General features: G+C 66.9%; 23 protein-coding genes. 14 read left to right on the top strand and 9 right to left on the bottom strand.

Features of this window, described 5'->3' with window-relative positions:
* The first annotated feature begins 59 nt into the window (after positions 1-59).
* On the top strand, positions 60-1,079 hold the full coding sequence (gene alr / locus GGQ97_RS13755) for an alanine racemase (RefSeq protein WP_168070430.1): 1,020 nt from the start codon (positions 60-62) through the stop codon (positions 1,077-1,079).
* Here the strand turns inward: alr and nth are convergent.
* The 3 genes from nth to GGQ97_RS13740 are packed head-to-tail and all read right to left on the bottom strand — an operon-like array spanning position 1,039 to position 2,848.
* Positions 1,039-1,716: an endonuclease III gene (nth, locus tag GGQ97_RS13750; RefSeq protein ID WP_168070429.1), complete on the bottom strand. Its 678-nt coding sequence runs from the start codon at positions 1,714-1,716 to the stop codon at positions 1,039-1,041. The two genes, alr and nth, sit on opposite strands and share 41 nt — an antisense overlap.
* Positions 1,713-2,423, bottom strand: coding sequence for a 4-hydroxy-tetrahydrodipicolinate reductase (gene dapB / locus GGQ97_RS13745; protein ID WP_168070428.1), 711 nt, complete (start codon positions 2,421-2,423; stop codon positions 1,713-1,715). Before dapB ends, nth begins: the two co-directional genes overlap by 4 nt.
* A gap of 41 nt (positions 2,424-2,464) precedes the next feature.
* Positions 2,465-2,848: an acyl-CoA thioesterase gene (locus tag GGQ97_RS13740; RefSeq protein WP_168070426.1), complete on the bottom strand. Its 384-nt coding sequence runs from the start codon at positions 2,846-2,848 to the stop codon at positions 2,465-2,467.
* Between the two features lie 59 nt (positions 2,849-2,907).
* Between GGQ97_RS13740 and GGQ97_RS13735 the strand changes: the two genes are divergently transcribed.
* Positions 2,908-3,624 (top strand): NAD-dependent deacylase, encoded by a 717-nt coding sequence (locus GGQ97_RS13735; protein WP_168070424.1) that lies wholly within the window; start codon positions 2,908-2,910, stop codon positions 3,622-3,624.
* Here the strand turns inward: GGQ97_RS13735 and era are convergent.
* From era to lepB, 3 genes are read right to left on the bottom strand one after another with little or no spacing between them, the layout of a single operon-like run.
* Positions 3,621-4,514, bottom strand: coding sequence for a GTPase Era (era, locus tag GGQ97_RS13730; RefSeq protein ID WP_168070422.1), 894 nt, complete (start codon positions 4,512-4,514; stop codon positions 3,621-3,623). The genes GGQ97_RS13735 and era overlap by 4 nt on opposite strands.
* On the bottom strand, positions 4,511-5,173 hold the full coding sequence (rnc, locus tag GGQ97_RS13725; RefSeq protein WP_168070420.1) for a ribonuclease III: 663 nt from the start codon (positions 5,171-5,173) through the stop codon (positions 4,511-4,513). The genes era and rnc overlap by 4 nt, the downstream gene beginning before the upstream one ends.
* Positions 5,173-5,964 (bottom strand): signal peptidase I, encoded by a 792-nt coding sequence (lepB, locus tag GGQ97_RS13720; RefSeq protein ID WP_168070418.1) that lies wholly within the window; start codon positions 5,962-5,964, stop codon positions 5,173-5,175. Before lepB ends, rnc begins: the two co-directional genes overlap by 1 nt.
* Before the next feature lie 85 nt (positions 5,965-6,049).
* Between lepB and pgi the strand changes: the two genes are divergently transcribed.
* The 6 genes from pgi to GGQ97_RS13690 are packed head-to-tail and all read left to right on the top strand — an operon-like array spanning position 6,050 to position 13,214.
* Positions 6,050-7,543 (top strand): glucose-6-phosphate isomerase, encoded by a 1,494-nt coding sequence (gene pgi, locus GGQ97_RS13715; RefSeq protein ID WP_168070416.1) that lies wholly within the window; start codon positions 6,050-6,052, stop codon positions 7,541-7,543.
* Complete coding sequence (gene gorA, locus GGQ97_RS13710; protein WP_168070414.1) at positions 7,540-8,892, top strand: glutathione-disulfide reductase; 1,353 nt, start codon at positions 7,540-7,542, stop codon at positions 8,890-8,892. The genes pgi and gorA overlap by 4 nt, the downstream gene beginning before the upstream one ends.
* A gap of 8 nt (positions 8,893-8,900) precedes the next feature.
* The gene (locus tag GGQ97_RS13705) at positions 8,901-10,490 is read left to right on the top strand and encodes a phytoene desaturase family protein (RefSeq protein WP_168070413.1); all 1,590 of its coding nucleotides are present in this window, start codon (positions 8,901-8,903) and stop codon (positions 10,488-10,490) included.
* Positions 10,491-10,548: 58 nt separating this feature from the next.
* Positions 10,549-11,703, top strand: a complete 1,155-nt coding sequence (locus tag GGQ97_RS13700) for a CaiB/BaiF CoA transferase family protein (RefSeq protein ID WP_168070411.1) — start codon at positions 10,549-10,551, stop codon at positions 11,701-11,703.
* Between the two features lie 53 nt (positions 11,704-11,756).
* The gene (locus GGQ97_RS13695) at positions 11,757-12,215 is read left to right on the top strand and encodes a GreA/GreB family elongation factor (protein ID WP_168070409.1); all 459 of its coding nucleotides are present in this window, start codon (positions 11,757-11,759) and stop codon (positions 12,213-12,215) included.
* 54 nt (positions 12,216-12,269) lie between these two features.
* Positions 12,270-13,214: an aldo/keto reductase family protein gene (locus GGQ97_RS13690; RefSeq protein WP_168070408.1), complete on the top strand. Its 945-nt coding sequence runs from the start codon at positions 12,270-12,272 to the stop codon at positions 13,212-13,214.
* Between the two features lie 44 nt (positions 13,215-13,258).
* On the opposite strand, the gene GGQ97_RS13685 is transcribed toward GGQ97_RS13690, so the two are convergent.
* Together GGQ97_RS13685 and GGQ97_RS13680 are read right to left on the bottom strand one after the other, a co-directional pair.
* A complete protein-coding gene (locus tag GGQ97_RS13685) occupies positions 13,259-13,981 on the bottom strand; it encodes a hypothetical protein (protein WP_168070406.1) in 723 nt (240 codons plus the stop codon).
* Positions 13,978-15,195 carry a toxic anion resistance protein gene (locus GGQ97_RS13680; protein WP_168070404.1) on the bottom strand — a complete coding sequence of 406 codons (1,218 nt, stop codon included), beginning with the start codon at positions 15,193-15,195 and terminating at the stop codon, positions 13,978-13,980. The genes GGQ97_RS13685 and GGQ97_RS13680 overlap by 4 nt, the downstream gene beginning before the upstream one ends.
* 68 nt (positions 15,196-15,263) lie before the next feature.
* On the opposite strand from GGQ97_RS13680, the gene GGQ97_RS13675 reads away from it, so the two are divergent.
* From GGQ97_RS13675 to GGQ97_RS13665, 3 genes are read left to right on the top strand one after another with little or no spacing between them, the layout of a single operon-like run.
* Positions 15,264-16,679 (top strand): pilus assembly protein TadG-related protein, encoded by a 1,416-nt coding sequence (locus tag GGQ97_RS13675; RefSeq protein ID WP_168070403.1) that lies wholly within the window; start codon positions 15,264-15,266, stop codon positions 16,677-16,679.
* Positions 16,676-17,164: a TadE/TadG family type IV pilus assembly protein gene (locus tag GGQ97_RS13670; protein WP_168070401.1), complete on the top strand. Its 489-nt coding sequence runs from the start codon at positions 16,676-16,678 to the stop codon at positions 17,162-17,164. The genes GGQ97_RS13675 and GGQ97_RS13670 overlap by 4 nt, the downstream gene beginning before the upstream one ends.
* 44 nt (positions 17,165-17,208) lie before the next feature.
* Positions 17,209-17,592, top strand: coding sequence for a TadE family protein (locus GGQ97_RS13665; RefSeq protein ID WP_168070400.1), 384 nt, complete (start codon positions 17,209-17,211; stop codon positions 17,590-17,592).
* Here GGQ97_RS13665 and GGQ97_RS13660 read toward each other — a convergent pair.
* On the bottom strand, positions 17,589-18,350 hold the full coding sequence (locus GGQ97_RS13660) for an enoyl-CoA hydratase-related protein (RefSeq protein WP_168070399.1): 762 nt from the start codon (positions 18,348-18,350) through the stop codon (positions 17,589-17,591). The genes GGQ97_RS13665 and GGQ97_RS13660 overlap by 4 nt on opposite strands.
* 58 nt (positions 18,351-18,408) lie before the next feature.
* On the opposite strand from GGQ97_RS13660, the gene fsa reads away from it, so the two are divergent.
* The 3 genes from fsa to GGQ97_RS13645 are packed head-to-tail and all read left to right on the top strand — an operon-like array spanning position 18,409 to position 20,578.
* On the top strand, positions 18,409-19,062 hold the full coding sequence (fsa, locus tag GGQ97_RS13655; RefSeq protein ID WP_168070397.1) for a fructose-6-phosphate aldolase: 654 nt from the start codon (positions 18,409-18,411) through the stop codon (positions 19,060-19,062).
* Positions 19,063-19,115: 53 nt separating this feature from the next.
* Complete coding sequence (locus tag GGQ97_RS13650) at positions 19,116-19,673, top strand: DUF484 family protein (RefSeq protein WP_168070396.1); 558 nt, start codon at positions 19,116-19,118, stop codon at positions 19,671-19,673.
* The gene (locus tag GGQ97_RS13645; RefSeq protein WP_342448543.1) at positions 19,655-20,578 is read left to right on the top strand and encodes a tyrosine-type recombinase/integrase; all 924 of its coding nucleotides are present in this window, start codon (positions 19,655-19,657) and stop codon (positions 20,576-20,578) included. The genes GGQ97_RS13650 and GGQ97_RS13645 overlap by 19 nt, the downstream gene beginning before the upstream one ends.
* The last annotated feature ends 52 nt before the right edge of the window (positions 20,579-20,630 follow it).

Below are 20,630 nucleotides of genomic sequence, written 5' to 3'. Positions count from 1 at the left end.
TCGGCAAATGCCGGGCCGGGTCTCTCGACCTGCGAGTCCGCGCACGCTAAGGCTCGCCCATGCATTTCCCCTTGGCTCTGCGGCACTGCAAGAGTGCGCTGGCGGCCAATTATCACCATCTTCGCGTCCGTTCCGGGACCTGCGCCGGCGCCGCCATCAAGGCTGATGCGTACGGCCTTGGCATTGAGACAGTCGCCCGTCTCCTCCTGACGGAGGGCTGTCGCGATTTTTTCGTGTCCACATGGACCGAGGCGGCCAAGCTCGATTTCCTTGAGCCCGGCACGTTGTCCGTCCTGCACGGATTCGGACCGGACGACGAGCCGCGTTCCGGCGTTCGCCCGGTCCTGATTTCCCCGACGCAAATAGCACGGTGGAAGGCGTCGGCCTGGGCATCCGAGCCATGCGACGTCATGGTCGACACCGGAATGAACCGGCTCGGACTGGCGCTGGACGAGCTCGGCTGCCTCGAAGGTCTCTCGATCCATACTCTGCACAGCCACCTCGCGTGTGCAGACGAGCAGCATCAACTCAATCAAGTCCAACTGGATCGTTTTCGTGCGATCCGGTCCGCCGTGACCGCCGACAGGTACAGCCTTGCAAACAGCGCCGGCATCTACCTCGGTCGCGATTTTGCATTCGATCTCGTGCGGCCCGGGCTGGCCCTCTACGGCGGCATTCCGTGCCCTGCCGCTGCCGCCGAAATCAAGCAGGTCTGCATTCCCAGCGCTCAGATAATCCAGCTTCGACAGGTCGTTGCGGGCGAAAGCGTTGGCTATAATGCGACGTTCACCGCGGCGCGTGAGACAAGGGTGGCCGTGATCAATATCGGCTACGCGGACGGCTACCGCCGCGCCTTTTCCTCGGTTGGCCATGCGACATTCGAGGACTGCGACCTCCCGGTCATCGGCCGCGTGTCGATGGACCTTGTCACGCTCGACGCCAGTGCTTCTCCCCAGTTGCGCGAAGGGGACTGGGTAGACCTCGACTTCGATCTCCAGCGTGCCGCTGCCCAGACGGGAATTTCGCAGTACGAGCTTCTTACTGGGCTCGGTCAGCGCTTTCAGCGGTCCTGGACCTAGGCGGGGTCAGGCGCTTGTCGCGGTAGCGGCAGATCTCGACGATCGGGCACCGCCAGCACTCCGGCGCCCGCGCCTTGCAGATGTACCGACCATGCAGGATCAGCCAGTGGTGGGCATGAAGTAAGTATTCGCTCGGCGTCACCTTCGCGAGCTTGCGCTCGACCTCGAGCGGCGTCTTTCCCGGAGCGAGGCCTGTACGGTTGGCCACCCGGAAAACGTGGGTATCGACCGCAATCGTCGGCAGGCCGAAGGCAATGTTGAGCACGACATTGGCCGTCTTGCGCCCGACTCCTGCCAATTGTTCCAGCGCCTCCCGGTCCGCCGGCACCACCCCATCATGCCGCTCGATCAGCTGGGTCGCCATCAGCACCAGGTTCTTCGCCTTGGTGTTGAACAGGCCGATGGTCTTGATGTGCTCGCGAATGCCCTGCTCGCCCAACGCCAGCATCTTGTCCGGCGTGTTGGCGACCCTGAACAGCTTCCGGGTGGCGATGTTGACGCTGACATCCGTGGCCTGGGCGGAGAGCGCCACGGCCACCAGCAGCGTGTAGGGGCTCGTCCATTCAAGCTCCCCCTCCGGCTCGGGATTGAGCTCGGCAAGGCGCAGGAAGAGCTCGGCCGCCTGGGCCTTCTTCACAGCGCCCCGACCACGTCGCGCATGGTGTAGAGGCCGGGCGCCTGACCAGCGAGGAACCGGGCTGCGGCCAGAGCCCCGCGGGCGAAGATCATCCGGCTGTCCGCGCGATGCGACAGGATCACCCGCTCGTCGGTGCCGGCGAAGATCACATCGTGGTCGCCGACCACGGTTCCTCCCCGCAGGGCCGCGAAGCCAATCGCGCCGTCTTCCCGCTCCAGCTGCCGTCCGCTTCGCGCATCTTCCCGGCGCATGGGCGTACCGCGGCCCCGCGCTGCCGCTTCACCAAGGGTCAGGGCCGTCCCGGACGGTGCGTCGCGCTTGCGGCGATGGTGTATTTCCAACACCTCCACGTCCCACCCGGTACCGAGCACCTGCGCCGCCCGCTCGACCAGTTCTTCCAGCAGCGCCACGCCCAGCGAGGTATTCGACGCGCGCAGCACCGCGACCGAACGGCTCGCTTCCAGGATCCGCCGGCTGGCCAGATCGTCGAGCCCGGTCGTTCCGATCAGTATGGGTATCGCGGCGAGGGTCGCTCGCTCCAGCGAATTGGCAAGCGCTTCGGGCGCCGAAAAATCGACGATCACGTCGCCGTGGTCGGGATCGAGCACGAAGCCCGGATCGTCGGCGACAGCCTCGGCGATCGCTTTCCCCATCCTCCCCTCGGGAGCGACAAGCGTCAGGCGAAGCGGCTGGGAAGTCGGGCGCATCGGCGCACCTTGGCCGGCAGCCCGGGCCGAAGCAACCGGCCTCAGGCCGGGACGAAGCGGCTGACGATGTCCTTGGCAAGGCGGGCAGGCCGCATGGAGGTCGCGTCGAGGCAGCACCAGGTGCTCTTTACCTCCGCAAGCACATCCTCACCGCGGCGAATCACCGTGGTGAACAGCGCTCTCGCACCCTGCACCCGCTCGGCGATCACGTCGGCCACCACCACGTCGTCGAGAAACGTCGGGCGCCGGAACTCGATCTCGTGCTTCAGCGCTACCCACAGGTGCCGGGTCACCGCGTCAGCCGGGGCGACACCCTCCCAATAGCGAACTACCGCTTCCTGAACCCACTTCAGGTAAACACTGTTGTTCACATGACCCATGTGGTCGATGTCGGAAGGATCGATGCCGATCTCGTGGCGGTACATGGTGCTTTTATCCTATGATCAGCGCTTGCTGACAATAGTGTAAACAAAAAGGTTTCAGGATGGTTGCCGACGGCAGGCGAATTGGCGACAGCCTGGTTATCCTCACCGGCGCCGGCATGTCCGCCGACAGCGGCGTGCCCACCTTCCGCGCCGCCGACGGCCTGTGGGAAGGTCACCGGGTCGAGGAGGTCGCAACGCCGGAAGGCTTTGCCCGTGACCCGGCCCTGGTCCACGCCTTCTACGACGCTCGCCGCGCGCACTTGGCGGCGGTCGAACCCAACGCCGGCCATCTTGCCCTCGCCCGGCTCGAACGCGAATGGCCCGGCAACTTCCTGCTCGTCACCCAGAATGTCGACGACCTCCACGAGCGCGCCGGATCTGAGCGCCTGATCCATATGCATGGTGAATTGCAGCGCGGCTGGTGCCTCGCCTGCGACCATCGCTTGCCGTGGGCCGGCGCAATGGGGGAGGGGGCGGTGTGTCCAGCCTGCGCCGCCACCGGCCAGGTCCGCCCCGATATCGTGTGGTTCGGCGAGATGCCCTACCAGATGGATCGCATCGACGAGGCGATCCGCACCTGCGACCTGTTCGTCTCGATCGGCACGTCCGGCGCGGTCTATCCGGCGGCCGGCTTCGTCCAGACCGCCCGCTACGTCGGCGCCCGCTGCCTGGAACTCAATCTCGACCCCAGCCAGGGCAGCATCTTCTTCGATGAAACGCGGCTCGGTCGCGCATCGGAGATCGTGCCCCGATGGGTCGATGAACTCCTCGACTAGTTCGACCAGTCGAGCCCGATGTCCTCGTAAAGGCCCTTGTCCTCGCTCCACCGCGGATTGACCTTGACGTGCAGGAACAGGTGGACCTTGCGGCCGAGATGCTCGCCGATCGCCTCGCGGGCGGCCGCGCCGATCGCCTTTAGCTTGGACCCGCCCTTGCCCAGCACGATGGCCTTCTGGCTGTCGCGCTCGATCAGGATCTGCTGGTGGATCACCGCTGATCCGTCCTTGCGCTCTTCCCACTTCTCGGTCTCGACCGCGCTGGCATAGGGCAGCTCGGCATGGAGCTGGAGATACAGCTGCTCGCGGGTCAGCTCGGCCGCAACCATCCGGTCGGTCGCGTCGCTAAGCTGATCCTCGGGATAATGCCACGGCCCTTCCGGCATCGCTGCCGCCAAGTGCTTCTTGACGTCCGCCACGCCATCGCCGCTGGTGGCGGAGACCATGAACACGATCTCGGGTTCAAGTCGCGCGCTGAGCTCGGTCGCGAACTTCAAGAGGTTGGCCTTGTCGGCGATGTCGACCTTGTTCAGCACCAGGATCTTGGCCTCGGGCCGGCCCTCGATCCCCTGCAGCACCATCTCCGCGCGCTGGCCGATACTGGCCGCGGCATCCACCACCAGCACCAGCCGGTCGGCGCTTTCCGCGCCCTCCCACGCCGCCTTGACCATCGCCCGGTCGAGCCGCCGCTTGGGCGAGAAGATTCCCGGCGTGTCGACCAGCAGGATCTGGCTGTCGCCCTCGATCGCGATCCCCATCAGCCGCGCCCGCGTGGTCTGAGCCTTGGGGCTGACGATTGCCACCTTCTGCCCGACCAGCGCATTCACCAGCGTCGACTTGCCCGCATTGGGGGCGCCGATCACTGCCACCAGGCCGCACCGCTTGCTCAACAGATCTTCTCCAGCAAGGCAGCCGCAGCCGCCGTTTCCGCTTCCTGCTTGCTCGCGCCCTCCGCCTCGGTCTCGCCGGCACCGCCGACGCTCACCTTGACCCGGAAGGTCGGCGCATGATGCCGCCCGAATTGGCCCAGCAACTCGTAGACCGGCGGCTTGAGGCCGCGCGCCGCCGCCACTTCCTGCAGTAACGACTTGGGGTGCTGCGGCGCTTTTTTCTGGTCGTTGAGATAGCCGGCCCAGCTGGCCCGGACCAGCCGCTCGGCCGCTTCCAGCCCCCCGTCCAGCAGCACCGCGCCAAGCAGGGCCTCGACCACGTCGCCGACCACATTGTCGGACAGCTGCGCGCCATCCTCGCGCGCCTGCTTGCCCAGCTTGACCAGCTTGGGCACGCCCCAGTCGCGGCCAACCTCGGCGCAGGTTTCCCGCGCCACCAGCGCATTGTAGCGTCGGCTCATCTTGCCCTCGGGCTCGTCGGGGAAGCGCTCGAACAGCCAGCGCGCGATCACCAGGCCCAGCACCCGGTCGCCAAGGAACTCCAGCCGTTCGTAACTGTCCCGGCCGGCGCTGCCGTGGGTCAGCGCCCGCTCGAACAGCTTGGGGTCGGTCGGGCGATGGCCCAGCCGCTCGCTGACGAAGGTTCCGACGTCGGCCATCAGTGCGCCGACCCGATCCGGTCCCACCGCGCGGCGCTGAACCAGGTCCACGGCAGCAGCCACGATGCGCTGCCATCGGTCGACCAGAAGGTCGTCTGGGCCTTGCCGACCAGCGACTCGATCGGGATCATGCCCATCCCGCCCATCTCCGGGGGAACGCGGCTGTCGGCACTGTCGTCGCGATTATCGCCCATCAGGAAGACGTGGCCCGCGGGGACCTGTGCCGGTGCGAATTCGTCGACCACCGGATTGTCGATCTGGTCGAGAACGACATAGCTCTTGCCGCCAGGAAGCGTCTCGCGGAAGGCGGTGAACAGGCAGTCGTTCCCCTGCACCCGTGGCTGCACGGCGCGGCACGGGCTGTTGGGGCTGACCGGAATGCCGATCGCGCCCACCGGGCGCGTGGCCAGCGGCTGGCCGTTCAGGATCACCCGGCCGCCAACGGTCCCGACGCTGTCGCCCGGAAGCCCGATCACCCGCTTGATGACGTCGTTACCGGCCGGACCCCGGAAGACCACCACGTCGCCGCGTTCCGGCAGCTTCGCCAGCAGCCGTCCCTCGATCGGCGGAAAGCCGAACAGGAAGCTCGCCCGGCTGTACCCGTAGTTCCACTTGGACACGAGCAGGTAGTCACCAATGTAGAGCCCCGGCAGCATGGAGCCCGACGGGATGCTGAACGGCGCCGCGATCAGGCTGCGCAGGATCCACGCCAGCACCAGGATGACCAGCAGTCCGCGCAGCAGTCCGCCGCCACCGTCCTGTTTCGACTTGTCGTTCGTAGTTTCTGCCATTCTGCAGATGGCCTTGGGCTCGGGCGGGGCTCGCGGTCAAGCAGGGCAGGGTGGATTTCGCGGCCCCCGTCGCTATGTCCCCACCATGCCTTCCCCCCAGTCCTCGCTCGCCGCGCTCGGCGCCGGCCCCCGGTCCACCCTTGCCGAGCTGTTCGCCGCCGATCCCGCCCGGGTGGAGGACTTCACGCACGACCTCGGCGGCATCCGCTTCGACTTCTCCAAGACCCATCTTACCCGCGAAGCGGTCGCGGGCGTCGGGACCGAGGATTATTACGACGCGCTCGCCCGGTTGTTCGCCGGCGAGGTGGTCAATCCCACCGAGGGCCGCGCTGCCGAGCACCCGGCCGAGCGCGGCTTCGGCTCCCCCGATGCGGTGGCGCTGGCGGCGCAGCGCCGGGCCCGGATGCGCGGCCTGATCGACGCGATCGAGGCGGGCGCCTTCGGCGACATCACCGGCATCCTCCACATCGGCATCGGCGGGTCGGCGCTCGGCCCGGCGCTGCTGGTCGATGCGCTCGGCCGCAACGAGCGGCGCTACCGGACCGAGATCCTCTCCAACATCGACGGCCAGGCGGTGGACGAAGCGCTCGGCCGGCTCGATCCCGCCACCACCTTGGTCGCCATCGCCTCCAAGACCTTCACCACCGCCGAAACCCTCCGCAATGCCGAGGCGGCGCTGGCCTGGCTGCAGGAAGCCGGGGTCGAGGACCCGTACGGCCGGCTGATCGCGCTGACCGCCGCACCCGACAAGGCGATCGAGTTCGGCATCGACGAGACCCGCGTCCTCGCTTTCGCGCCAAGCGTCGGCGGCCGCTACTCGCTGTGGTCGGCGATCGGCTTCCCCGCCGCGCTGGCGCTCGGCACCGATGCCTTCGAAGCCCTGCTCGACGGCGCGGCGATGGTCGACGAGCATGTCGCCGAAGCGCCCGCAGAGGCCAACGTGCCGCTGCTCGCCGCGCTTGCCGACCTCACCTACACCCAGGGCCATGGCGCCGCGACCCGCGCCGTCTTCGCCTATGACGAGCGGCTTCGCCTGCTTCCCTCCTACCTCCAGCAACTGGTGATGGAATCGAACGGCAAGTCGGTCCGTCTCGACGGTTCGGCGGTGGAAGGCACCACCTCTGCGATCCTGTGGGGCGGCACCGGCACCGATGCCCAGCATGCGGTGTTCCAGCTGCTCCACCAGGGCACCCACCTCGTGCCGGTCGAGTTCATCGCGGTCGCCGAGGGCAATGACGAGCAGGACCCGGCTCACCACCGCGAACTGCTCCTCAACTGCTTCGCGCAGGGCGCCGCGCTGATGACCGGGCGCTCCTCGGACGACCCGCACCGCAACTACCCCGGCAACCGCCCGTCGACCACCATCCTCCTCGACGAACTGGACCCTTCCGCGCTCGGGACTTTGCTCGCCTTCTACGAGCATCGCACCTTCGCCGAAGCGGTGCTGCTCGGCATCAACCCGTTCGACCAGTTCGGCGTCGAGCTCGGCAAGGACATGGCCCGCGCCATCGACGACCCCGACACCCGCGCCGCCTTCGACCCTTCGACCCGCGCGCTCATCGAGAAGGCTGGCCTGTGACCGATCAGACTTACGACTACGACCTGTTCGTCCTCGGTGCCGGGTCCGGCGGGGTCCGCGCCGCCCGTATCGCATCGGGCCACGGGGCCCGCGTCGCGGTCGCCGAGGAGCATCGCGTCGGCGGGACCTGCGTCATCCGCGGCTGCGTCCCCAAGAAGCTGCTGGTCTATGGCGCCCACTTCGCCGAGGATCTCGACGACGCCGCCATGTTCGGCTGGGACATTCCCACCCGCCGCTTCGACTGGCCGGTCCTGCGCGACAATGTCATGGCCGAGGTCAGCCGGCTCGAAGGCCTCTACGGAGAGACCCTCGCCAACCACAAGGTCACCGTCCTCAAGTCCCGCGCCGTGGTGACCGGCCCCCATTCGCTCCGCCTGGCCGACGGCCGCACCGTCACCGCCGGCAAGATCCTGCTCTCGCCCGGCGCCCGTCCGGCACTGCCCGACATCCCCGGTGTCGAACATGCCATCACTTCCAACGAGGTGTTCGAGCTCGAGCGCATGCCAAAGCGGGTGGTGATCGCCGGCGGCGGCTACATCGCCAACGAATTCGCCGGCATCTTCCACCAGCTTGGCGCGCACGTCACCATCGTCAACCGCTCGGACACCATCCTGCGGGGCTATGACGAACAGATCGTCGACCGGCTGGTCAAGATCAGCCTCGCCAAGGGCATCGACTTCCGCTTCAACGCCAGCTTCACCGCGCTCGAGCGGCAGGACGATGGCTCGATCCGCTGCCGGATGAACGGCTGCGACGACATCGAGGCCGATCAGGTCCTGTTCGCCATCGGCCGCCTGCCCAATACCGAAAACCTCGGGCTCGATGCGGTCGGGGTCAAGCTGACCGAGCGCGGCGCGGTGGTGGTCGACAAGCAATATCGCTCGTCGGTCCCCTCTATCTTCGCGGTCGGCGACGTCACCGACCGAATCCAGCTCACGCCCGTCGCCATCCGGGAAGGCCACGCCTTCGCCGACACCCAGTTCGGCAACAAGCCGTGCGAAGTGGACTATGAAAACATCCCGTCGAGCTGCTTCAGCCACCCGCCGATCGGGCTGGTCGGCCTCACCGAAAGCGAGGCCAAGAACAAGCTCGGGGTGATCCGCACCTACACGTCGGACTTCCGCCCGATGAAATATGTTCTCGCCGGCCGCAACGAGCGCGCGCTTTACAAGATCGTGGTCGAGGAAGGGTCGGAAAAGGTCGTCGGCGTTCACCTGATCGGCCCCGATGCGCCCGAAATCCTCCAGGGCGCCGCCATCGCGGTCAAGGCCGGGCTGACCAAGGCTGACTTCGATGCCACCGTCGCGCTACATCCGACCATGGCCGAAGAACTGGTGCTGATGCGCTGACGAACCCGATGTCCTACGACGCGATCATCATCGGCGCCGGCCACAACGGCCTCGTCTGCAGCTTCTACCTCGCGAAGAAGGGCCTCAAGGTCCTGCTTCTCGAGAGCCAGTCGCAGGTCGGCGGCGCCGCCGTCACCGACGAATTCCTGCCCGGCTTCCGCAATTCGGCTGCCAGCTACACCGTCTCGCTGCTCCAGCCCAAGGTCATCCGCGACCTCGATCTCGCCCGTCACGGCCTCAAGGTCGTTCTGCGCAAGATCGACAACTTCCTCCCCGGCGAACACGGCGACTATCTGCTCAGCGGCCGCGGCGGCCTGACCCGCGCCGAGATCGCCCGCCACCATGCCGGGGATGGCCCTGCCTACGACCGCTACATGGCGGAGCTCGACACCATCGTCCCGCTGCTCCGCAAATGGGTGATGAAAGCCCCGCCGGAGGCCGGCGCCGGGTTCCGCGGCCTGCCTTCGCTGCTCAGCCTCGGCCGCGACCTTGCCGGCTTCTCGACCGACCAGGTCCGCACCGTCCACGATTTCACCACCCGCTCGGCCGGCGACATCCTCGACCGCTTCTTCACCGGCGACCTCGCCAAGGCGCTGTTCGGCTTCGACGGCGTGGTCGGCAACTTCGCCTCGCCCTACACGCCGGGCACCGCCTACGTCCTGCTCCACCACCTGTTCGGCGAAGCGGCTGGCGTTCCCGGCGCGTGGGGCCACGCCATCGGCGGGATGGGCGCGATCACCCGCGCCATGGCCAGCGCCGCGCGTGAGGCGGGGGTCGACATCATCCTCAACTCGCCGGCCGAGGAGATCATCGTCGACCGTGGACGAGCGGTCGGCGTGGTCGCCAACGGCAAGGCGTGGCGAGCGCCGCAGGTAATCGCCGGCCTCAACCCGCGCCTGCTGTTCGATAAGCTTGTACCCAGGGGCGCGGTGCCCGAACCCGTCCATCGCCACATGACCGACTGGGCCTGCGAAAGCGCCACCTTCCGCATGAATGTGGCGCTGTCGGAACTCCCGCGCTTCACGGTCAAGCCGGAGGCGGGCGATCACCTCACCGGCGGCATCATCCTCGCTCCCAGCCTCGCCTACATGGACCGCGCCTACGACGACGCGAAGCGCGACGGCTGGTCCAAGCGTCCGATCGTCGAGATGCTGATCCCGTCGACCCTCGACCCGTCGCTGGCGCCCGAAGGCAAGCATGTCGCAAGCCTGTTCTGCCAGCACTTCCGCTACCAGCTTCCCGGCAAGCTCCACTGGGACAAGCTCCGCGACAAGGTCGCCGACCATGTCATTGCCACCGTCGACGCCGCCGCCCCCGGCTTTGCCCGCAGCGTCATTGGCCGCCAGATCCACTCGCCGCTCGACCTCGAGCGCCGCTTCGGCCTCGTCGGCGGCGACATCTTCCACGGCAAGATGGGCCTCGACCAGTTGTTCAGTGCGCGGCCGATGATCGGCGCCGCCGACTACCGCCTGCCGCTCCCCGGCCTTTATCTCTGCGGCTCGGGCGCCCACCCCGGCGGCGGCGTTACCGGCGCCCCGGGCCACAATGCCGCGCAAGCTGTGCTCGCTGACCGCAAGCCGTGGCGCCGCCGCGCCTAAGCCCCTCCCGCTGGCGGGAGGGGTTGGGGTGGGCTCCGTGCTCCGTTACGGAGCACCGATGACAAAGCCTCTCGCCGGCATCCGCGTCCTCGACCTCTCCCGCGTTCTCGCCGGCCCGTGGTGCACCCAGCTACTCGCCGACCTCGGCGCCGACGTCATCAAGATCGAACGGCCCGGCGTCGGCGACGACACCCGCCTGTGGGGCCCGCCCTGGGTCGAGCACGAGAACGGCACCCGCACCGCCGCTTATTTCCTCGCCGCCAACCGCGGCAAGCGGAGCGCCGCGATCGACCTTGCAAGCGACGAAGGCGCCGACCAGATCCGGCGCATCGCGGACCGAAGCGACGTGGTGGTCGAGAACTTCAAGGTTGGTGCGCTCGCCCGATATGGCCTCGACGCCGCCACCCTGCGTGCCCGCAACCCGCGCCTCGTCTATGCCAGCATCACCGGCTTCGGGCAGGACGGCCCACGCGCGCGCCAGGCCGGCTACGATTTCATGATCCAGGGCCAGGCCGGGCTGATGAGCATCACCGGCCTTCCCGACGAAGTCGACGGCGGCGGCCCGCTTCGGGCCGGGGTGGCGATCGTCGACCTGTTCACCGGCCTCTACACCGCCAACGCGATCCTTGCCGCGCTGGTCGGCCGGGCGACGACGGGGCAGGGGGCGAGCATCGACAGCGCGCTGTTCGACTGCGGCCTCGCCATGCTCGCCAATCAGGCCAGCAACTATCTCGTCAGCGGCGAAGCGCCCCCGCGCCAGGGCAATACCCACCCCAATCTCGTGCCCTACCAGCCCTTCGCTTGCGCCGACCAACCCCTGATCGTCGCAGTCGGCAACGACCGCCAGTTCGCGTCGCTGGCCGCCATCCTCTGCCATCCCGAATGGGCGACCGACCCGCGCTTCGCCACCAACGCCGCCCGGATCGCCCACCGCGCCGTGTTGGTCCCGTCGATCGAAGCGATCATGCGCGCCTCACCCGCCGCTTATTGGTACGAAGCTTGCGAGCGCGCCGGCATTCCCGCCGGACCGATCAACAGCATCGCCAACGCGCTTGCCGATCCCCAAGCCACCCACCGCGCCATGCTGCGCGAAATGGACGGCATGCGCCTGCTCGGAAGCCCGGTCCGCTTGTCCGGCCACCGGATGGACAGCGATCGGCCGCCTCCGCGCCTCGGCCAGCACACCGCCGAAATCCTCGCCGAGCTTGGCTAATTGGCGCCGCTCGTGCGTTACCCTTTCGTCATGATCAACACACTGACCCAGCCATGAGCGTCGCCTTCCGCCGTGAGAGCGACGACGAGCATCTCGAGCCCAAATACGAGCTGCCGATCCCGCCCGGCCCCAACCTCGTCACTGAGCGCGGCCTCGCCGAAATCGAGGCCCGCGTCGCCGCGCTCGAAGCCGCACTTGCCGAGCCGATGGACGAGGAAGCACGCAAGAAGGTGCAGCGCGATGCCCGCTACTGGCTCAACCGCCGCGCCACCGCCCAGCTGGTGCCCCCGCCCAATGGCGAGGAAGTCGCGGTCGGGACCCGCGTGACCTACGCCCGCGATGGTCAGACCCGCACCATCACTATCGTCGGCCATGACGAGAGCGATCCCGATACCGACCGCATCGCCTTCACGGCGCCACTGGTCCGCGCCATGCTCGGCAGCGTCGAGGGCGACGAGGTCGCGCTCGCCGATGGCCAGACCCTTATCATCGAGGCGATTGAGCCCGCCTGAGCTTGCCTGGCGTTACCTCGGCTGACGACCATCCCAGCCTCGGAGCCCGACCTCATGCAAACCCGCCGCCTCGGTGACAGCGACCTTCACGTGTCAGAAATCTCGCTCGGCTCGTGGCTGACCTATGGCGTCGGGGTCGAGGCCGACAAGGCGCGCGCCTGCCTCGACGCCGCCTTCGAGGCAGGCATCAATTTCATCGACACCGCCAACGTCTATGGCCAGGGCGCGGCGGAAAGCTTCCTTGGCGACGCCCTCGCCGATCGCCCGCGCGACAGCTACGTCCTCGCCACCAAGCTGTTCTTCCCGATGAGCGATACGGACCGGGGCCTGTCGCGCGAGCAGGTCCGCAAACAACTCGACGCGTCCCTGGCCCGCCTCCGCACCGACTACGTCGACCTCTACCAATGCCATCGCTACGACGAGCACACCCCGCTCGAGGAAACGATGGAAGCGCTTTCCGAAGCCGTGCGCAGCGGCAAGGTGCGATACCTCGGCTTCTCGGAATGGCCCGCCGACCGCATCCAGGCGGCGATCGACATGGGCGGCGTCGAGAAGTTCATCTCCAGCCAGCCGCAATACAGCCTGCTTCATCGCGATCCCGAAAACGAGGTCATTCCGCTGTCGGCCGCCAACGGCATCTCGCAGATCGTCTGGTCGCCGCTCGGGCAGGGCGTACTGACAGGAAAGTACAAGCCGGGCGAAGCGCCGGCGGCGGGTACCCGCGCGACCAGCGAGGAGATGGGCGGCTACCTCAACGACCTGATGACCACCGCCATCCTCGAAGCGGTGCAGCAGTTCCGTCCGATTGCCGAGGAGGCGGGCCTCAGCCTCTCGCAATTCGCCCTCGCCTGGGTGCTTCGCGAGCCCAACGTCGCCTCGGCAATTATCGGTGCGTCACGGCCCGAGCAGGTGCACGAAAACGCCGCGGCGTCGGGCGCCAAGGTTGACCCAGCCCTGTTCGCCCGCGCCGAACAGATCGTGAGGCAAGCAAAGACCTGAGCCTCCGCCGGCTGGGTACGTCGAGACCTCAGTGACGACGGGCTTCAGTCGGTCTGGCCGTATTTGCTTTCGATAAAGCGTCCCTGCGTGCTGAAGGCGTCGACGTCGCGCTTGGCCAGCCGCTCGCTGACTTCACCCAGCGCGGTGCGCGTGGCGCTCAGGCCCTCGACCAGCCTCTGGTCGACGGTCTTGCCCTCGCCGTCCGCTTCTTGGCGATAGGCGGCGGGAACCTTGGCATAGCGGTCGATCAGGCCGGGCAGGTGAACGCTCATCAGTCGCCGCGCGTCCTGCGCGTCGGGATCCATCGGGTCGATCCGCTCCAGTGTCTGCTTGAGCGTGCCGAGCTTGCCGCTGATCGAGTCCACCACCTCCTGCGCCGGGGCGGGCAGGGCACGGCGGTTCTGATACAGGTAGCTTCCGAACCGCTGCACCATCTCCCCATTGGGAAGGTCCTTGGACACCGACGTCATCGGCTCCTCCCGCGCTCCCCACATGAAAAGCAGACCGGCCACTGCCACCGCCAGCATTACCGCCGCCAGGAAGCCGAACATTCCGATGGGCGTCACGACACCCAGGGCAATCGTTGCAATGCTGATCGCCAGCAGCGCCAGCGCGGCATTGCGTGTCGCCTTGCCGTAGCGGCGGATGGTGCGCTGCCGCTCCTGCCGTGCCTGCGTGGCGATCGGCCCCTCACGCTCGTCGACCACCGCCATGACCCGGTCGAACCGGGCCAGTGCCTTCGTTACCTTGGCGTCGGTCTCGCTCACTTGGTCTCGATCGCCGCAAACGGGGAACTGGCCTCTAGCCGGCTTCCGCCACCGCTGTTCGCGCCCTCGGCCCGGGCGATGTACCCGCGGCTCTTCTCCACCTCGTTGCCGAGCGTGTTGACGGTCTGCTTCATGTTCTCGAGCGCCTTCAGCTTGAAGCTGTCGATCGAATCCATCGTGTCGTAGATGTTCTGGAACGCCCGCTGCAGCGTTTCGAGCGGGATGGTCGAGCTTGCCGCCTGCTCGTGGATCGTCGCCGACTGGCTCTTCAGCAGTTGCCCGGTCGAATCGATCATTCCGGCGGTCGTCGTGTTGAGCGCGCTGATCTGTTCCAGCACCAGCCGCTGGTTGGTCAGCGCCTGCGCCACCGTCACTGCAGTCCGCAGCGCCGACACCGTGGTAGTGCTGGCACGGTCGACACCTTTCACCAACTCCACGTTGTTCTTCTTGACGATGTCGAGCGCCAGATAGCCCTGCACCGTCACCGCCATCTGGGTGAGGAGGTCGGTGGTGCGCTGGCGGGTGTAGAACAGGGCGGTCTCGCGTACCGCCTTGGCCTTCATCGGCTCGGTCGCGTCCAGCTCGGTCGCCTTCTCCTCGAGCCGGGCATCAAGCGTCTTGGAGATGTGGATCATCTGCTCGAGCTTGTGCATCGTCTTCCACAGGTTGGCGCGTTCGGTGTCGATGGCGGCATTGTCCATCAACAGTTCGTCCTTGCCGCTCTGCAGCCGCGCCAGGATCGCGCTGATGTGCCCTTGCGCGCTCTGATACTGGCGGAAGTAGTTCTTGATCGACTTGCCGAAGGGGATCAGCCCGAACAGCTTCTTGGTCGGGGTCAACGCGCCGTTGCGCTTCGGATCGAGCGCTTCGACGGTGGTCCGCAGCTGCGTCAGGTCCGCGCCGATGCCGGTATCGCTGTCGATCGCCTTGACCGGTCGGTCGAGAAAGCGGTTGGACGCGCCCGCGGCTTCCGAGATTTCCTTGCGGCCCATCGCGGTCAGCTGGTCGACCTTCCTTCCGAATTCGGGCGAATTGCTGTCCAGCGCGACGAGTTCGTCGACGAAACCATCGACCTTCTTCTCCAGTTCGCTGCGCTCGGTTTCCTTGAGCGGCACGAGCCCGGCCGCTTCCTGCGGCACGACTGCCTGAAGCGCTTCCGGCGGATCTAACTTGAGCCGGGTGGCAGTCTGAGTCTCGGTCGGGTCGGTCGCCATAATATCCTCAATCCCCTTCTTGAGCACGAACATGGCTGCCGCTGAGCCCGCGTGCAAGAAGCGAGTGTATGATATGGCTGACACAGTCGGGCTTCAAGTCCGCGACGGTCAACGCGCCATTAACCTCGTTCTGGAAGGAATTGCTCACCTTGCCGGGGGTAGGAACCTATCGGTTTAGAGGAATTGAGGCCCATTCGATGCTGCGACTGCTGAAAAAGCTCCGGCGCAACGAGCGCGGCAATGTCCTGATTCTGGCGGGCATGGCCATGCCGCTGATCATTGGATCGGCCGGCCTCGCGGTCGACGGCATCCAGTGGGCGCTGTGGAAGCGCCAGCTGCAGCGCGCCGCGGACTCGGCAGCCCTCGCTGCGGTCTATGCCAAGGTTCAGGGCGCTTCCAGCCAGACGCCGGAAGAAGCGGTCGACTATGAGCTTGGCATCGGCGCCACGGCGGGCACGCGTCGCAATGCCAGCGGTTTTGCGCTTACCGCCGCCAACCGTGCCGTCACCGTCGCGACCGGAACCGGTTACACCAACGGTTCGCGGGTGGTACTAACGGTCGACCAGGTTCCTGCTTTCTCGTCGATGTTCTGGCCAAGCATGAACATCAAGGCGGGCGCTACCGCCGCGACCGTGGAAACCGGCGTTTATTGCGTCGTGAGCCTGATCAATACGGGCGCTACCGGGATCACCGCTTCGGGCAACGCAGACATCAACCTTGGCTGCGGGATGATCACCAATTCCACCTCGATGGATGCGGCGATCGCCACCGGCAATTCGGAGGTGTTCGCGACCCCGGTGGCGGCCGTCGGTGGGATCAGGTCCAGCGATAACTGGAACGGCGCCGAATTGCTGCCGTTCACGGTCAAGCAGGACGATCCGTTCGCCGGCATCTCGCCGCCGCCGCCTACCGACTACGCGGCTCCCTGCTACGACCTGTCGGTCGGACCTCAGGACACCGTCAACGTTGCCGCGCCAACGACCGCAGGCAAGGTCACCTGCTTCAGCAGCCTCCATGTGCAAGGTAATCTGACGCTGGCGCCCGGAACCTATGTCATCAATGGTGGCGATGTGAGCGCCAATTCAGGTGCCAAGCTCAGCTGCACGGGATGCACCTTCATCCTGACCAACTCCAACAGCGACACGAGCGCGGCCATCGGCGATGTCGATTTCAACGGCGGGGCTGAGATCAAGATCTCGGCCTCGACGACGGGAACTTACAAGGACATCCTGTTTTACCAGGACCGCCGAGCCTCCTCTGGCACCAATACCATCAACGGCAATTCGAACTCCACGTTCAGCGGCGCGATGTATTTCCCCAAGCAGCTCTTGAGGATCAACGGCACTTCGGACCTGACCTTCAGCTGTGCTCAGTTCGTGGCGTGGCAGGTCGAATTCTCGGGCAACACCGACATCGTCAACACTTGCTCGACCGGCTACGGCACCCGCCGCGTCATGGGCCGCCACGTGAGGCTTGTCGCATGAGGTTGTTCCGCAAATTCCTTGGTGACGAGAGCGGGGCTTCGGTAGTCGAACTAGGGCTGCTCGCACCGATCCTGTCCGGCTTGCTGATCGGCGTTGTCGATCTTGGCAAAGGCTTCAGCGAGAAACTCGTGCTCGAGCAGGTCGCGCAGCGTGCGATCGAAAAGGCGATGCAGGGAGTGCAGGTCGACTCGCAGAGCTCGATCTTCGCCACGCTCAAGTCGGAAGCAGCGACCGAGGCCGGCGTTCAGAACAGCGCGGTGGTCGTGAAGTACTGGCTTGAGTGCAACGGCACTTCGACCTTCGTCGACTTCGCTTCCATGGACACGAAGTATAACGACGATTGCCCGGCGGGTCAGCGCTATGCCCGCTTCATCGAAGTGAAGATCGAAAAGGCCTACACGCCGACCTTCGCGATGCCGTGGCTGAACACCAATTCCGCCGGCAAGGTGTTGGTCAAGGCACGGGCCGGGACCCGGGTGCAATGATGGCGCTACTGCACAAGCTCGCGCGTGATGACAGTGGCGGAGCCATGGTCGAGACGGCTCTGGCTCTCCCGATCGGTCTGACGATGATCTGGGGAGTGATCCAGTTCGGCCTCGCCCTCTATGCCAATGCCGGCATCCAGAATGCGCTCGGCGAGGGCGCGCGCTACGCGACCCTGTGCGTCGCCCCGAATGCCGCAACGGGCTGCGGCCGCCCAACGGACGAACAGATCGTCACCCGCATCAGCGAGCGGCGCTTCAGCTCCACCTACGGGACTTTCGGAACCCCGACCGTCGCGGCAGGACAGACTTCGTCGGGCCTGCGCTACCTCGACCTCAAGGTCACCTACAGCGTGGTGCCGAGCCTCATTCTCGTCAACGGGCCCACCATCGTGTTCACGCGCACCAAGCGGGTCTACATCGCCGCCTAGCGCGCGGCGCGTGCAGCAAAGAAGCGCTGGATCGCCTCCCTCACTTCAACGGAGGTCAGCCGCTCCGAGAAGTGACCATTCTCCCATTCCATCCGCTCGAGCACCTCGTCCTGTGACGTTCCGCGAAGCAGGCGCTGGGTCAGTCGCATGGCTTCTGGTGGGCGGGAGAGAAGGGTGCCGACCACGGTCTCCAGCCGCTCGGCCAGGTCGCCGGTCGCGGCGCGGTGGGTGACCAGGCCGAAGCGTTCGGCTTCCTCCACTCCGAACGGCTCGCCCAGAAGGAGATATTTAGCGGCTAGCTGGCGGCCAGCCAGGCGCGGAAGGATCAGCGAGCTCGCGGCTTCGGGAACCAGGCCGAGTTCGGTGAACGGCATCTTGAATAGCGTTCCCTCCTCGGCGAGCACCAGGTCGCAGTGGAACAGCATGGTGGTGCCGATCCCGACCGCATTGCCATGCACCGCGGCGATCAGCGGAACCTGGTTGGTGGCCAGAGCCCGCAGCAACCGCCACACCGGGATGTCGGTCTGGCCGTCCTGCGGCATCTCCTTCATGAAGTCGGCGAGATCGTTTCCGCCGGTGAAGTCGACGCCCTCGCCCTCGAGCGTGATGACCCGGATGCCCGGATCGTCCTGTGCCGCGGCGATCGCGTCGGCCAGCGCCGCATACATGGCGACGGTGATCGCATTGCGCCGCTCGGGCCGGTTCAGCGACAGGCGCAGGTGGGCGCCGCGGCGTTCGTTCAGGACATGCTCGGTCATGGACGCCTGTGTGCCGCGCCGCTAAGCGCAGGGCAACTGCACTTGGGATGGTACCACCATGAAGTTCTTCGCCGACACCGCTGATCTCGCCGACATCCGGGAGCTGATGGACACCGGACTTCTCGACGGGGTCACGACCAATCCGTCACTGGTGAAGAAGTCCGGCGGCGACTTCATCGAGACGGTGACCGAGATCGCCAAGATCTGCCCCGGGCCGGTGTCGGCCGAGGTGATCGCGCTCGATCACGCCGGCATGATGCGCGAGGCCGAGGTGCTGCGCCGGATCGCCGACAACATCACCATCAAGGTCCCGCTGACGCTCGACGGGCTCAAGACCTGCAAGGCGCTGACCAGCGACGGGACGATGGTCAACGTGACCCTTTGCTTCTCCGCCAACCAGGCACTGCTGGCGGCCAAGGCGGGGGCGAGCTTCATCTCCCCGTTCGTCGGCCGTCACGACGATGTCGGCTATCCGGGGATGGAGCTGATCGCCGACATCCGCATGATCTACGACAATTACGACTTCGGGACCGAGATCCTGGTCGCCAGCGTGCGCAGTCCGATCCATGTCCACGAAAGCGCCAAGCTGGGCGCCGACGTGATGACCGCGCCGCCCAGCGTCATCCGCCAGCTCTTCTCCCATCCGCTGACCGACAAGGGCATCGCCGCCTTCCTCAAGGACTGGGAAGCGACCGGGCAGAAGATCGGCTGACACCGTTGCGTCCAGGCACTGGACGTTAACCTTCCCGGGCATACACTGCCGCCATGGGACAGCTCCTGTCTTTCGAGGATCATGCGCTGGCGCGCCTGCGTGAGCGCGTGGCTGCGGCCGAGGAGGCCCGGGAGGACCTGCTCGCCTTTGCACGCGGCCAGTCCGGCGCAGTGGCGGCCATCCACCAGGCGGTCCTTGCAGCGCTCGACGCGACTGACTTCGACCATCTGCTGCACGTCGTGGTGCAGGAATGGCCGCTGATCCTCGGCCTTGATGCGGTGGCCCTCGGATTGATCGTCGGTCAGCAGGGATTCCGGGTCGATTCGAGCGGCGTCCAGCATTGCGAAGCGGCATTGCTGCGCCAGTGGGTCAACGGCGGCGAGCCGGTCGAAGTCCGCAGCGTGGAGCGCGGCCACGCGCTGTTCGGGCCGGCCTGCGACCTCATCGGGGCGGAGGCCCTTATCCGTCTTCCCGACGCCCTTCCCGACGCCATCCTCCTGCTCGGACAACGCGGGGCAGAGCCGCTCGACGGTCATCACGGATCGGAATTGCTGCTGTTCCTCGGGGCCAGCCTCGGCGCTATGCTGCGGCGGTGGACGCTGAACCCCTGATCCCCGACGCGCGGTCGCTGGCCGCGACATTCGACCGGCAGTTGCGGCTCGACCGCCGTTCCAGCCCGCACACGGCGCGGGCCTATGTCGCAACCGCCCATCGCCTTATCGACTTCCTGACGGTCCACCTGGGCGAGCTGCCAAGCCCGCTCCTGCTGACCCGGGTCGAGGCGACGGACCTGCGCGCCTATCTCGCCCGGCGGCGCGGGGAGGGACTCGGTCCGTCCGCCGCGGCGCGGGAGATGTCCGCGGTTCGGGCCTTTCTACGCTTCGTCGCCGAGCAGCAGGGCGTCCCCGCGGCGCTGCCGCGCATCGCGACCCCCAAGCGCCCGCGTACCCTGCCGCGCCCAGCCGCCCCCGCCGACGCCATTGCGCTGGCCGAAGAAACCGGTGCACTCGCACGTGAGCCCTGGATCGCGGCGCGCGACACCGCGCTCCTGCTGCTGCTCTACGGCTCCGGCCTTCGCATCTCCGAAGCGCTTGGACTGCCGGCAGAGGTGCATCCGCTCGGCGATACGCTTCGCCTCACCGGCAAGCGCAACAAGACGCGGGTCGTCGCCATGCTGCCGGTGGTGGCGGAGGCCGTCGCCACTTACGTCGCGCTCTGCCCTTGGCCGCTCGACTTCAGGCAACCGCTGTTTCGCGGCGCCAGGGGAGGGCCGCTGAGCGGCGACGTGGTGCGGCGCGCGGTGGCGACGGCGCGGCGGACGCTCGGCCTCGGCGACCGCATCACGCCCCATGCGCTGCGCCACAGCTTCGCCACCCACCTGCTTGCCGGCGGGGCTGATCTCCGGTCGCTGCAGGAGCTCCTCGGGCACGCCAGCCTCAGCTCGACGCAACTCTATACCGCGGTCGATGCAGCGCACATGCTGGATGTGTGGCGGACCGCGCACCCTCGGTCCTGACCGAGTCTGTCGAGGCGACCGGCTGTGGGTTTGACCGGCCGCCTCGACACCA

Source organism: Sphingomonas kaistensis (assembly GCF_011927725.1).
In the GTDB taxonomy this organism is placed as follows: Bacteria; Pseudomonadota; Alphaproteobacteria; order Sphingomonadales; family Sphingomonadaceae; genus Sphingomicrobium; species Sphingomicrobium kaistense.
Note: the sequence above shows the minus strand (reverse complement) of the source record. Positions and strands in the feature narration are given on the sequence as shown.